Source organism: Paracoccus sp. J55, from assembly GCF_000513975.1.
In the GTDB taxonomy this organism is placed as follows: Bacteria; Pseudomonadota; Alphaproteobacteria; order Rhodobacterales; family Rhodobacteraceae; genus Paracoccus.
In genome coordinates, this window is sequence record NZ_AZVA01000010.1 from 62,868 (window position 1) to 75,921 (window position 13,054).

Here is a 13,054-nt window from a genome sequence, read left to right on the forward strand (position 1 = left end):
GCGCTTCCGAAAATAGCTCTTCCCTTTTGGTATTGTTTTGGTATCGTGCAGTCAAAGGGAGTCGCCATGTCATATTTCCTGGGCATAGACGGAGGGGGGACCGGCTGCCGCGCAGCCATCGCGGACGGCGCGGGCCGGATCATCGGCCAGGGCGCGGCCGGGCCGGCCAATATCTCGGTCGAGACCGAGGGGGCCTGCGCCAATATCCTCGCCGCCGCCCGCGCCGCGCTTCAGGACGCCGGACAGGGCCATCTGGACGAACTGACCGCCGTGCTGGGGCTGGCCGGGGCCAATGTCACCGCCGCCGCCCGCAGCCTTCGGGCCATGCTGCCCTTTCGCCGCACCCGCATCGTCACCGATGCGGTGACCGCCGCCACCGGCGCGCTGGGGGGCGGGGACGGCATCGTCGCCGCCATGGGCACCGGCTCGGTCTTCGCGGTGCAGATCGGCGGCGAGATGCGGCAATATGGCGGCCGCGGCTTCGTCCTGGGCGACGAGGGCAGCGGCGCGGTGCTGGGCCGGGCGCTGCTGGCCGAGGCCCTGCGCGCCGAGGACGGCTTCGCGCCGATGACCCCGCTGCTGCAGGCGGTGCTGGACGAGCTGGGCGGGATCGAGGGGGTGATCTCCTTCGGCTTCCGCGCCCGGCCGGCCGAATTCGCGCAATTCGCGCCGCGCATCATTGCCGGCACCGACCCGGCGGGCGAACGCATCTTTGCCGCCGCCGTGGCCGAGATCCGCGCCATGATCGACAGGCTGCAAGCCGGCCGCGGCCTGCCGGTGGTGTTCCTGGGCGGACTGGGCCCGCATTACGCCGCCCGCCTGCAGGGGCTATGGCCCATCCAGCCGCCCAGGGGCTCGGGCGTCGACGGGGCGCTGCATCTGGCCCGGCAGGAGGCGTGATGGGCGAGCTGTTCACCCCCGAGGCCTTCGAGGAAACCGGCGGCGGGCCGCTTTACCTGCAATTGCACCGGCTGATCGCCGAGGCCATCGCCTCGGGGCGGCTGCAACCCGGCGACAGCCTGCCGTCCGAGCGCGAGCTGGCAGCGATGACCGGCCTGTCGCGCGTCACCGTACGCAAGGGGGTGGCAGAGCTGGTCGCCTCGGGGCAGCTGGTGCAGAAGCGCGGCTCGGGCACCTTCGTGGCGCCGAAAGTCGAGAAGCTGGAGCAGGCGCTGTCGCTGCTGACCTCCTTCACCGAGGACATGGCCCGGCGCGGCCGCAGCGTCGAAAGCCGCTGGATCGCCCGCGGGTTGCACGCCCCGGCGCCCGAAGAGGTGATGGCGCTGGGACTGGGCGTCGGCGAGAAGGTGGCACGGCTGGAACGGGTGCGCAGCTCGGACGGGGTGCCGCTGGCCATCGAGCGCGCCTCGCTGTCGCAGGCGATCCTGCCCGATCCCGAAGGCGTCGATGCCTCGCTTTACGCGGTGCTGGAAGCGCGCGGCATGCGGCCGGTGCGGGCGGTGCAGCGCATCTCGGCCGCGAACCTGAACGCCAAGGACGCCGATCTGCTGGGCGTCAGCCCCGGCGTGGCCGGGCTGCGCATCGAACGCATCTCCTACCTGCCCTCGGGCAAGGTGGTCGAGTTCACCCGCTCGCTCTATCGCGGCGATGCCTATGACTTCGCCGTGGAACTGAAACTTGCCCCGGAAGGCGAAAGGAACCCGTGATGAGCCAGACCCATATGGCGCGCGAAGTGGCCGAGATCCCCGAAGCCGCCGCCCGATTCCTGGAACGCTCGCGCGATGCGGTGGCGGACGCGGCCAGCGCCCTGCGCCGCAAGGACCCCGACCTGGTGGTGACGGTGGCGCGCGGGTCGTCGGACCATGCCGCGACCTATCTGAAATACGCCATCGAGCTGGAGGCCGGGGTGCCGGTCGCCTCGGTCGGCCCCTCCATCGCCTCGATCTATCGCCGGCCCCTGCGGCTGGGCAAGGCGGCCTGCATCGGCATCTCGCAATCCGGCCGCAGCCCGGACGGGGTCGAGATGATGCGCGCCTCGGGGCAAGGGGGGGCGCTGTCCATCGCCATCACCAATGTCGAGGACAGCCCGATGGCGCAGGTCTCGGCCCATTGCCTGCCCCTGCAGGCGGGCGAGGAGAAAAGCGTCGCCGCCACCAAGACCTTCGTCTGTTCGGTGCTGGCCGGGCTGTCGCTCTTGGCGGAATGGCGCGAGGATCACGCCCTGCAGGATGCCGTCGCCGCCCTGCCCGAAGCGTTCGGGCAGGCCGTGGGGCTGGACTGGTCGCCCTTGTCGGCGCGGCTGGCGCGGGCCAGCTCGGCCTTCGTGCTGGGCCGCGGTCCCAGCTTCGCCATCGCCTGCGAATCGGCGCTGAAGTTCAAGGAGACCTCGGGCATCCATGCCGAGGCCTATTCCGCCGCCGAGGTTCTGCACGGCCCGGCCGCCATCGTGCAGGCCGGCTTCCCGGTGCTGGCGCTGGGGATCGAGGATGCCGCCCTGCCCCAGCTCAAGGCCACGGCCGAGCGGCTGGCGGCCCAGGGCGCGGATGTGTTCGTGACTGGCACCGAGGTCGGCGGCGCCATCACCCTTCCCTCGGTTCCCGGCCTGCATCCGCTGGTGGCACCGCTGGTGACCATCGCCGGCTTCTACGCCTTCATCGAGGGGCTGGCGCGGCGGCGCGGCTTCGACCCGGACACGCCGCCGCATCTGCGCAAGGTGACGGAGACGGTGTGATGGCGCGCGAGGTCCTGACCGGCGCGCGGATCTTCGACGGCGCGCGTTTCCTCGACGGCCATGCGCTGGTGGTCGAGGCGGGCAAGATCGCCGCCATCCTGCCCGAGGCCGAGGCGCCGGCCGAGGGGCGGCGGGCGGTGTCGGGCATCCTCGCCCCGGCTTTCCTGGATTTGCAGGTGAACGGCGGCGGGGGGCTGATGCTGGACGGTACGACCGATCTGGGGGGGCTGCACCGCATCTGCGCCGCACATCGCGCGCTTGGCACCGCCGGCGTGCTGCCGACGCTGATCACCGACACGCCCGAGGCCACCGCCCATGTCATCGCGCTGGGGATCGCGGCGGCCGAGGCAGGGGTGCCGGGCTTCCTGGGCCTGCATCTGGAGGGGCCGCATCTCGACCCGCGCCGCAAGGGCGCGCATGACCCGGCGCTGATCCGGCCGATGACCGACGATGATCTGGCCCGGCTTTGCGACGCCGCGCGGCGGCTGCCGGCGCTGATGGTGACGCTGGCGCCCGAGGCGGCAAGCCCGCAGCAGATCGCGGCGCTGGCCGGGGCCGGGGCGGTGGTCAGCCTGGGCCACAGCGATTGCAGCCATGACGAGGCGCAGGCCGCCTTTGCCGCCGGCGCCCGCTGCGCCACACATCTCTTCAACGCCATGAGCCAGATCGGCAACCGCGCGCCGGGACTGGCCGGCGCGGTGCTGGCCGGCGATGCGGGTGCCGGCCTGATCGCCGACGGCATCCATGTGCATCCGGCGGTGATGCGGCTGGCGCTGGGGGCGCGGCCCGAGGGCATCTTCCTGGTCAGCGATTGCATGGCCTTCGCCGGCACCGACCTGGCCGAGATGGAGCTGGGCGGCCGCAAGGTGCTGCGCCGCGACGGGCGGCTGACCCTGGCCGACGGCACGCTGGCCGGGGCCGACCTGACGCTGCCCCAGGCCATCGGCGTGCTGGTCCATCAGGTCGGCATCGCGCCGGAACGGGCGCTGCGCATGGCCTCGGCCATCCCGGCGGCGCTGCTGGGCCTGCAGGACCGCTACGGCGCCCTGGCCCCCGGCCGCGCGGCCGATCTGGTGCTGCTGGACGAGGATTTCGGCCTGCGCGAGCATTGGTTGTCGCCTTGAACGCCGGGAAAGGCCAAGCGGAATGCGCGGTCTTTCCCTCGCCGGCCGGGCGTGCCAGACTTGGGCGGCGCGAAACCATGGATGAGGAATCCGATGAACGCCCCCCTGCCCGAGGCGGTAAAGAAGTCCGTTCTGCTGAACGGGCTGGCCCCCGACATGCGCGACAAGCTGCTGAAGGACGCCCAGCGCCGCAGCTATCGCGAGGGCGAGACCATCTTTCTGCAAGGCGATCCGGCGCGGGCGGTGTTCATCGTCCTGAACGGATTCGTCAAGCTGTCGCGGCTGACGCCGAACGGAACCGAGGCGGTGGTGGCGATCCTGGGCCGCAACCGCAGCTTTGCCGAGGCGATGGTGCTGCGCGGCGAACCCTATCCGGTCTCGGCCGAGGCGATCTCGGACTGCACGCTCCTGCAGATCGACGGCGCCCGGCTGCGGCAGTTCCTGCTGGAGAACCAGGAATTCGCCATCAGGATGCTGGCCTCGACCTTCGTGCATCTGCAAGGGCTGGTGGACCAGATCGAAAGGCTCAAGGCCCATACCGGGGTGCAGCGCGTGGCGCAGTTCCTGGCCGACCTTTCCGATGCCGAGGCCGGCCCGACCGAGGTGCGGCTGCCCTATAACAAGCGGCTGATCGCCGGCCATCTGGGCATGCAGCCGGAAAGCCTGTCGCGCGCCTTCGCCCGGCTGCGCCAGCACGGGGTCGAGATCGAGGCCGACAAGGCCATCATCGCCGATATCGCCGAATTGCGCATGATGGCGATGGATTGACGGCCGCGGGCGCCGCAAGCTGCGAAAGCGCCGGGCCCCCGCGCCTCAGATGACATGCAGCCCCCAGATCAGCACCAGCCAGATCGCCAGCGGCACGGTGAAGGCGGCGCGCCAGCCCGTTGCCCGGTCGAGATGCAGAAAACCGGCAAGGATGGTGCGGGCCTTGAGCAGCGCCACCGCCAGCAGCGCCGCGGCGGCGGCGGGGCCGGGCACGAAGGCCAGCGCCGTGGTCGCGGCGGTCAGCGCCAGCAGCATCAGCCAGATGCGCGTCAGTCCCATCCCCTACCCCAGCAGATAGACGGGCGGCAGCAGCAGCACCCAGACCAGATCGACCATGTGCCAGAAGGCGGCGCCGGCCTGCACCTCCTCGGCGCGCAGCCGGATCGCCACCAGCGCCAGCACGCCGATGCCGAACAGCACATGCGCGGCGTGAAAGCCGGTCAGGAGGTAGTAGAAGGTGAAGAACGGGTGGCTCTCCATGCCCAGGCCGGCGCGCAGGTCGCCGGCATATTCCACCGCCTTCACCGCCAGAAAGCCCGCGCCGCCCAGCGCCGCCAGCGCCAGCCCGACGCGCGCCCGGCGCCGGTCGCCCAGGCGGCAGGCGCGCTCGGCCCGGGCAGCAAAGAAGCCCGAGGTGACCAGGATCGCCGTGTTCAGCGCCGCCATCCAGCCATGCAGCTGCGCCTGCGCCGCGGCAAAGCCGGCCGGGTCGGTCAGCCGGACCGCAGCCATGGCGGTGATGCCGGCGGCAAAGACCAGCAGCTCGGATGCGATAAGCACCCAGATGATCGGCTCGCCCGGCAGGTCCTGGACGCGCATCACGCCACCAGTTGCCGATAGATCACCGGCAGCGCCGCCAGCAGCCGGTCGGGATGCGGGATCAGCGAAAAGCCGCCCTGGCCGAAGATGCGGGGAAACCAGCTTTTCCCGTCGCGGTCCACGGTGATCCCGTGCACGGCATGGCCGGCCATGCGCGCCTCGCGCACGGCGCGGGCGCTGTCCTCGATGCCGTGGCGACCCTCGTAATGGTCAAGGTCGTTGGGCTTGCCGTCGGTGATGACCAGCAGCAGCCGCCGGCTGCCGGCCTGGGCCGAAAGCCCGGCCGAGACATGGCGGATGCCGGCCCCCAGCCTTGTGTAGAAGCGCGGCCGCAGCCCGGCGATGCGCCGCTCGACCGCCGCACCCATCGGCTCGTCGAAAGCCTTGCAGGCGCTCAGAAACACCCGGTCGCGTTTCAGCGAGGAAAAGGCGTTGATCGCGAAGCGGTCGCCGCAGGCATCCAGCCCCCAGGCCAGCGCCGCCAGCGCCTCGCGCTCGATCTCGATCACCGCGCGGCCCGTCACCGCGCTTTCGGTCGAGCGCGACACATCGAGCAGGATCGACACCGCAAGATTGCGCGCCAAGGGCCGGGACTGGCGCCAGATCCGGTCGCTGCCCTGGCCGGTGGCGCGCAGGTCGGCGGCGGCGCGCACGGTCAGCTCTGCATCCAGCTCCTCGCCGTCGCGATGGCCGGTCGAGGTCAGGCGGCCGGGGCGCAGGGCCTCGAACTGGCGGCGCACGGCGCGGATGCGCGCCTGCGCGCCGGGATCGGGGGCCGGCGCCTCGTCATGCCCGGGCGCGCGGTTTTCCAGCACGCGCACATGATGGGCCAAGTAGCGCCCGCGCCGCGCATCCCATTCGGGATAGGTGTGGATGCCGGCGACAGCCTCAAGATCCGCGTCCTCGGGCGCAAGATCGAGATGCAGCCGCAGGCGCGTCGCCGGGGCCTTCGACACCTGGCCAAGGCCCAGTTCCTCCTGATCCTCGGCCGCCTTCTTCGCATCGTCCTGATCGTCATCGTCGACATGCCGGTTGAGCTTCATCAGATCGGCCCAGCTCAGCAGGGCCTCGAACTTGTGCAGGATCAGGCTGTCGCGGCGCTGCGGCTGATCGCTGCGACGGCGGCGGGCGCGGAACATGCGCGCGCTGGCCGGATCGGCGGCGATGCCGTCGGGCGCCTCGCCCGGCACGGCGGCGAGCGCCGTCTCGGGCAGGGCCAGATCGGGCCACAGCGGCACCGGCCGCATCGGGCGATAGCCGCGCGGCGCCTGCGCCTGCGGATCGTCCAGCGCCGCCAGCCAGTCGCGGGCCAGCGGCGGCAGCGGCGCCGGATCGCCCAGCAGATGCCGGGCCAGCGCCTCGACCGCCGCCTCGGCCGGCGGCAGCGCGGCGCGGGGGCGCAAGGACAGCACCAGTTCGGCAAGGTCGTCGTAAAGCCCGGTCAGGCCCGGCGCATCCTCCAGCGTGGCGGCGACGGCCCGCTGCGCCGCGCCCAGCCGTGCCAGGTCGCGGCGCAGCGGATCGCCCTGCGCGGGCACCATACTGCCATGCGCCGCGCAAGCTGCGAGCCACAGGAAAAGCGCGCCGTTCGCCTGGCGCGATGGCAGCGCCGACAGCCGCTCCGGCAGGCGCAGGATCTCGCCGTCGAAGCTGGCATGCGGCGTCAGTTCCGCCACCGTGCCCAGCCGGCGGCGCCAGCCGATGCGATGCCGCGACGCCTGGGCGGCGGCGGGCCGGATCTCGACCGCCGCACCGCCGCCCAGCCCCCGGAACAGCACCGCGAGCCGCCCCGAGACCTCGGAAAGCGCCACCGCCTGATCCTCGAATTCCTGCGGCGCGCCGAAGCCGCTGGCCCAGACATGCCAGAGCTTACCGACGGTTTCCTCGGGCTCCCAGGGTTCAAGGTCCAGACCCATGGCACGCTCTCCTTTTCAGCCGAAGATCGCCGCGACCAGGTCGCGCAACCCGCGCTTGACCTCGGCATCGTCGGTCAGGGGCTCGATCATCGCCGCCTCGATGGCGCGGTCGATCGGCATGCCGCCGGCGATCAGGCTGGCGGCATAGACCACCAGCCGGGTCGAGACGCCCTCTTCCAGGTCCTGGCCCTTGAGGCCGCGGATCTTGCCCGCCAGCCGCACCAGCCCGGTCACGCGGTCGCGGTCGAGCCTGCTTTCCCGGGCGACGATCTCGGCCTCGCGCGCCGGTTCGGGAAAGTCGAACTCCATGGCCACGAAACGCTGCCGGGTCGAGGGTTTCAGCGTTTTCAGGATGTTCTGATAGCCGGGGTTGTAGGAGGCGACCAGCATGAAGCCGGGCGCCGCCTCGATCTCTTCGCCGGTGCGGTCGATGGGCAGGATGCGGCGGTCGTCGGTCAGCGGGTGCAGCACCACCGTCACGTCCTTGCGCGCCTCGACCACCTCGTCGAGATAGCAGATCGCGCCCTCGCGCACGGCGCGGGTCAGCGGGCCGTCGGTCCAGACCGTCTCGCCGCCTTTGAGCAGGTAGCGCCCGATCAGGTCGGCGGCGGACAGGTCGTCATGGCAGGCCACGGTATAAAGCGGCCGGCCCAGCCGCGCCGCCATATGGGCGACGAAGCGGGTCTTGCCGCAGCCCGTCGGGCCTTTCAGCAGCACCGGCAGGTCGTTGGCGGCGGCGGCCTCGAAGACCGCGACCTCGTCGCCCTGCGGCAGGTAGAAGGGGGCGTCGGCCGCCCCGTTCCGTTCGGTTTTCACATGCGCGTTCATGGCTTACTCCGCGGCCTCCAGATGGCCGTCCTTGTGCGATTGCACCGGGCCGGGCACGACGACCTCGCGGCGCGGGAACAGCACCGCATAGATGAACAGCAGCGCGCCCAGCACCACGGCGACGCCCGAGCCGAAGCGCATCCAGTAGAACAGCGCCAGCCCGTCCTGCACGTCCATGAAGAACCCGCCCTCGACGCGCTGCAGATGGGTCTGCACCGTTCCGGCGAAGGTCAGCGTCACCGTCATGAACACCATGCCCGAGGACATCAGCCAGAACGAGGCCATGTTCAGCACCTGGTTGTAGGGGTCGCGGTTCTTCATCAGCGGCATGCAATAGGTCACAAGCGCCAGCACCAGGCAGACATAGGCGCCATAGAAGGCCAGGTGGCCATGCGCGGCGGTGATCTGCGTGCCGTGGGTATAGTAGTTCACCCCGTGCAGCGTGTGCAGGAAGCCCCAGACCCCGGCCCCGAAGAAGGCCAGCACGGTGCAGCCCAGGCTCCAGACCAGCGCGGCCTTGTTCGGATGGTCGCGCCGGCCCTTCCAGACCATGACGAAGGCAAAGGACATCATGGCGAAGAAGGGCACGATCTCGAAGCTCGAGAAGATCGAGCCGATCCACTGCCAGTAAGCCGGCAGGCCGATCCAATAGTAGTGGTGCCCGGTGCCCAGGATGCCCGAGAACAGCGCCGTGGCGACGATGACGTAAAGCCATTTCTCGACCACCTCGCGGTCCACGCCGGTCAGCTTGAGCATCAGGAAGGCGAGGATGGCGGCCATGATCAGCTCCCAGACGCCCTCGACCCACAGGTGGATGACCCACCACCAGTATTGCTTGTCCAGCACCAGGTTCGCCGGGTTGTAGAAGGCGAAGAGCCACAGCAGCACCAGCCCCCACAGGCCCATCAGCAGCACGTTGGTCACCGCCGTCCGCCGCCCCTTCAGCGCGGTCATGCTGACATTGTACATGAAGATCACTGCGGCGACGGCGATGCCGAGCTTGACCCATTTCGGCTGTTCCAGAAACTCGCGCCCCTCCTTGCCCAGCAGCCAGTGGCCGTGGAACAGGTCGAACAGATAGGTCACCACCACGCCCGCCGTGCCGAGCACGAAGATGCCCAGCTGGATCCAGGCCAAGAGCGGCGAATGGATCTCGCGCTCGGCCTCTTCGGGCAGGATGTAATAGGTGGCGCCGAAAAAGCCCAGGAGCAGCCAGACCACCAGGCTGTTGGTATGCAGCATCCGGGCGATGTTGAAGGGCAAGAGCTCGGACAGGAAGTTCGGGCTGACATAGATCCAGCCCATGATCAGGCCGATCGTGACCTGCACGGCGAAAAGCACCATGGCCACAAGGAAATAGGCATAGGCGATGCGTTGCGATTGGTATCTCATCGGTGTTTCCCCCTCAGCCCGCCTCGTTCGGCGGCCAGTTCTGGGTGTTGATCGTGCCGGTAAACAGCAGGAAGTCGGTCAGCGCCCGGTATTCCTCGTCCGTCAGCTCGAAGCGGGGCATCTGGCGGCGGCCCTCGATGCCGGTGGGCATGGCTTCCATCCAGCCCTTCAGCGTCTCGACGGCGGTTTCGGGGTCGTCCTGCACGCCCCAGCGTTTCATGACATTGCCCAGTTCGGGCGCGAAATAGGCGCCCTCGCCCAGCAGCGTGTGGCAGTCGATGCAGGCGTTGCGTTCCCAGATATGCTTGCCCTCGGCCACCGAGGCCGTGAGCTGGCTTTCGTCCACGGCCCTGGTGCGGGCGTAGATATGGCTGTGCACCGTCAAGGCGCCAAAAATCAGAATGAAGAATATGGACCCGCCGTAGAAGACGTTCCGGGCCATGTTCTTGGTCATGATGTCGCTCATGACGCGGGTCCCTATCTGTTATTGTCGGATAATGCCTCACTGGACCCGGGGGCCGAGTCGTTCATTGACGGAAGTCAAGCGGCGAAAAACCTAGGCTTTTCCCGAAGAAATCCCGCCCGGCGCGGGGATCGCCAACTCGATCCGGCAGCCCGGCAGCCGCGCCAGCGCCGCGCGGGCCGCCACGGAGGGCATCAGGCAAAGCGCGGTCGAAAGACCGTCCGCCAGCGCCGCGCTGTCGGCGCTGACCGAGACCGTGTCCCAAAGCGGCGCCCCGCCGCCGGGCGCCAGGATATGCGGCAGGCCCCGCGGCCCGATCAGCGTGCCGCCGGGGGAAGAGGTGGCCAGCGCCCGCCCGGTCAGCCGGATGCGGCGATGCTCGCGCCCCGCGGCATCGGCCAGTCCCACGCGCCAGCCCCGCGGTCCCAGCGCCCGGATCTCGCCCGCGTCGATCAGGAGGTCGGTCAGGTCGTGGCGCGCGGCGGCCTCGGCCAGCCGGTCGGCGGCCCAGCCCTGGGCAAGGCCGTTGAAGGTCAGCGCCATGCCGGGGCGAGCCAGCCGCACCTCGGACCGCGACCAGGCGACCGCATCCCAGCCGGCCAAGGCGCGGGCCGCCGCCTCGTCCCCGCCCCGGGCCCGCGCCAGCCACAGCGGCTGCACGGTCGGGTCGAAGGCGCCGCCGGTGGCGCGGTGCAGCCGGTCGGACAGGGCCAGAAGTTCCACCATTCCGGCCGCGGGAAAGCGCAGCCGCCCGTCGCGGTTCAGCCGCACCAGATCGGAATCGCGATGCAGCGAGAACAGGCTTTCGACATGGGCCAGCAGCCGCGCCGCCTCGGCGAAGAAGCCGCGGGCCTGCGCCGGGCTTGCCCCGTGCAGCCGCAGGGCGACATCGGCGCCCATGGCGCGGCCCTGCCATTCCTCGGGCGCGGCCTTCGCCATGGCGGGCAGCGCGGCGCAGGCGGTCAGCAGCAGGAAGCGGCGGCGGTTCATGGCGCATCTCCGGCCGGGGCGGCGCTGCGGGCGCGGCGTTTCAGCACCGGGCAGGTGCCGGGGTTGTTCATCACCACTTGGCAGCGCAGGCACAGCACGCATTCGTTGGGATTGATCCGGCCCAGGGGATCGATGGCGCCGACGGTGCATTTCGTCTCGCACAGCCGGCATTCGCGGCCGCATTGCGGGCGGCGCTTGAGCCAGTCGAAGATCTTCAGCTTGGCCGGGATCGCCAGCCCCGCCCCCAGGGGGCAAAGGTAACGGCAATAGAACCGCTCGATGAACAGCCCGCCGGCCAGCACCGCAAGCGCGAAGAGCACGAAGGGCCAGGCGCGCAGGAAGCGCATCGAGATCGCGGTCTTGAACGGCTCGACCTCGGCCAGGATCAGCGCCTGCTCCATGCTGTAGAAGCTCAGCGCGACGATGGCGACGAACAGCGTGTATTTGATCACCCAAAGCCGCTCGTGCAGCGCCTGCGGCACGGCGATCTGCCGCACCCCCAGCCGCTGGGCGGCGGCATTGGTCAGTTCCTGCAGCGCGCCGAAGGGGCAGAGCCAGCCGCAAAACACACCGCGGCCCCAGAACAGCAGCCCCAGCGCCACGGCGGACCAGATCAGGAAGATGATCGGCTCGATCAGGAAGGTCTCCCAGCGAAAGCCGGAGAGCAGCGCGTTCAGGAAGGCCACCACCTGCACCACGGAAAGCTGGCCGTTCAGCCCCCAGCCCAGCACGAAAAGCGTGGTGGCCAGAAAGCCCAGCCGCACCCGGCGCCACAGCACGGGCCGGCGCACCAGCGCCTCTTGCCCGAACAGGATCAGCGCCAGCACGAATAGCATGGCCCCGACCACGGCGATGCCGGGGATCTTCTTCAGCCAGAACTCCTGCCACAGCGGGACGCTCTCGGGCTCGGCTGCGGCGAAGGCTTCGGGCAGGCGGATGGTGGCGCGGATGGGCAGCGCGGCCTCTCCTCCCGCCACCAGCGGCCGGGTCGCGCTCACCACCAGATCGAAGGGCCGGCGCGGGTCGATGCCGCCGGCGGCGGGGTCGATATTCAGCCGGAACAGGCTGATTTCCTTGAAGGCGGGCGCGTCGGGCAGCGCCAGCTTCTCGACCATGACGAAATCGCCGTCGCCCGGTTCGATCCGCAGCGCGCCCTGTTCGAAACCGATGCGCTCGAACCGGCCCGAGCGGCGCCATTCCGTGCCGCGCGGACTGTAAAGCCCGCGCGACAGCACCGCGACCAGCGCCTGACCGGGTTGCAGCGCGCCCGCGGCGGCGGTGAACGCCTGCGCGCCCAGCAGGTTGCGGCCGACGGTCGGCGGATCGATCAGCCCGGCATAAAGCTCCAGGAAGGGCGCGTCCGAAGGCTCGACCGGCACCTTGGCGCCGGCAAAGGCGCGCGCCGCCTCGGCCATCGAGACCGTGGCATGGCCGAACGCCCCCTCGGCCAGCAGATCGGCCCAGGTCGCGTGGCGGTAGCCGACGCGGTCGATGCCGCCGCCGCCCAGCCCCTGCGCCTGCGCCAGCACCCGGGCGCTGCGCAGGATGCCGTCGCGGATCACCCCGGTCGAGACCGTGGCGCGCGAGATCACCTCGGGCAGCGCCTGGCCGTCTCCCGGCCCCTGCGACAGATCGACGCCTCGGAAGCCGTCCACATAGGCGGCGATATGCGCCTCGGAAATGCCGAGGCTCAGCACCGGCTCGGTCTGGCGCACCAGCTTCGCACCGGCAATGGCGCCCTGCGGCGTCACCGCGATCAGCACGTCCAGCGGCTTGCCGGAATAGCCGGCGGTCGCCGCGATCTCCCAGGTCGAGCCGATCATGCCCAGCGCCCGGCCGTCGCGGCTGACGTTCCAGCCCGGCACCGGCGTTTCGCGGCGGTCCAGCATCACCGGCCCGTCCGCGCCGAACAGCGCCTGCGCCAGCGCCGCATCGGGAACGGAAAGCGGCTCGGGCCGGGCCGGAAGCGCCAGCAGGACCAGCGCCAGCAGCGCCAGCAGCAGGCGGCAGGGGGCAAGGGATAGATCGCCGGGCATCGCCATCCGCATCCGTGGTTGCCCGC

13 protein-coding genes are annotated in these 13,054 nt (G+C 70.5%); 5 read left to right on the plus strand and 8 right to left on the minus strand.

Translation table 11 applies throughout. The annotated features are described in order from the left end of the window. Positions 1–66: 66 nt before the first annotated feature. The 5 genes from PARJ55_RS0111315 (at position 67) to PARJ55_RS0111335 (ending at position 4,584) form a co-directional block, all read left to right on the plus strand. Positions 67–900, plus strand: a complete 834-nt coding sequence (locus PARJ55_RS0111315) for a BadF/BadG/BcrA/BcrD ATPase family protein (protein WP_028713144.1) — start codon at positions 67–69, stop codon at positions 898–900. Beyond that, positions 900–1,667 carry a GntR family transcriptional regulator gene (locus tag PARJ55_RS0111320; RefSeq protein ID WP_036698233.1) on the plus strand — a complete coding sequence of 256 codons (768 nt, stop codon included), beginning with the start codon at positions 900–902 and terminating at the stop codon, positions 1,665–1,667. Before PARJ55_RS0111315 ends, PARJ55_RS0111320 begins: the two co-directional genes overlap by 1 nt. Then, positions 1,667–2,692 carry an SIS domain-containing protein gene (locus PARJ55_RS0111325; protein WP_028713146.1) on the plus strand — a complete coding sequence of 342 codons (1,026 nt, stop codon included), beginning with the start codon at positions 1,667–1,669 and terminating at the stop codon, positions 2,690–2,692. The genes PARJ55_RS0111320 and PARJ55_RS0111325 overlap by 1 nt, the downstream gene beginning before the upstream one ends. Next, the gene (gene nagA / locus PARJ55_RS0111330; protein WP_028713147.1) at positions 2,692–3,816 is read left to right on the plus strand and encodes an N-acetylglucosamine-6-phosphate deacetylase; all 1,125 of its coding nucleotides are present in this window, start codon (positions 2,692–2,694) and stop codon (positions 3,814–3,816) included. Before PARJ55_RS0111325 ends, nagA begins: the two co-directional genes overlap by 1 nt. 93 nt (positions 3,817–3,909) lie before the next feature. Next, the gene (locus tag PARJ55_RS0111335; protein WP_028713148.1) at positions 3,910–4,584 is read left to right on the plus strand and encodes a Crp/Fnr family transcriptional regulator; all 675 of its coding nucleotides are present in this window, start codon (positions 3,910–3,912) and stop codon (positions 4,582–4,584) included. Between the two features lie 45 nt (positions 4,585–4,629). On the opposite strand, the gene PARJ55_RS0111340 is transcribed toward PARJ55_RS0111335, so the two are convergent. The 8 genes from PARJ55_RS0111340 to PARJ55_RS0111375 all read right to left on the minus strand — a co-directional run bounded on the left by PARJ55_RS0111340 (position 4,630) and on the right by PARJ55_RS0111375 (position 13,034). Beyond that, positions 4,630–4,863 carry a cytochrome C oxidase subunit IV family protein gene (locus tag PARJ55_RS0111340; protein ID WP_028713149.1) on the minus strand — a complete coding sequence of 78 codons (234 nt, stop codon included), beginning with the start codon at positions 4,861–4,863 and terminating at the stop codon, positions 4,630–4,632. Positions 4,864–4,866: 3 nt separating this feature from the next. Next, a complete protein-coding gene (locus PARJ55_RS0111345) occupies positions 4,867–5,403 on the minus strand; it encodes a cytochrome c oxidase subunit 3 (RefSeq protein ID WP_028713150.1) in 537 nt (178 codons plus the stop codon). Then, positions 5,403–7,319, minus strand: coding sequence for a nitric oxide reductase activation protein NorD (locus tag PARJ55_RS0111350; RefSeq protein WP_028713151.1), 1,917 nt, complete (start codon positions 7,317–7,319; stop codon positions 5,403–5,405). Before PARJ55_RS0111350 ends, PARJ55_RS0111345 begins: the two co-directional genes overlap by 1 nt. Positions 7,320–7,334: 15 nt before the next feature. Continuing rightward, a complete protein-coding gene (locus PARJ55_RS0111355) occupies positions 7,335–8,147 on the minus strand; it encodes a CbbQ/NirQ/NorQ/GpvN family protein (protein ID WP_028713152.1) in 813 nt (270 codons plus the stop codon). Positions 8,148–8,150: 3 nt separating this feature from the next. Further along, the gene (locus PARJ55_RS0111360) at positions 8,151–9,539 is read right to left on the minus strand and encodes a cbb3-type cytochrome c oxidase subunit I (protein ID WP_028713153.1); all 1,389 of its coding nucleotides are present in this window, start codon (positions 9,537–9,539) and stop codon (positions 8,151–8,153) included. 13 nt (positions 9,540–9,552) lie between these two features. Further along, positions 9,553–10,005, minus strand: a complete 453-nt coding sequence (locus PARJ55_RS0111365) for a cytochrome c (RefSeq protein ID WP_028713154.1) — start codon at positions 10,003–10,005, stop codon at positions 9,553–9,555. 90 nt (positions 10,006–10,095) lie between these two features. Then, positions 10,096–10,992 (minus strand): FAD:protein FMN transferase, encoded by an 897-nt coding sequence (locus tag PARJ55_RS0111370; protein WP_028713155.1) that lies wholly within the window; start codon positions 10,990–10,992, stop codon positions 10,096–10,098. Then, positions 10,989–13,034, minus strand: a complete 2,046-nt coding sequence (locus PARJ55_RS0111375; protein ID WP_051416246.1) for a NosR/NirI family protein — start codon at positions 13,032–13,034, stop codon at positions 10,989–10,991. The genes PARJ55_RS0111370 and PARJ55_RS0111375 overlap by 4 nt, the downstream gene beginning before the upstream one ends. Positions 13,035–13,054: the final 20 nt, after the last annotated feature.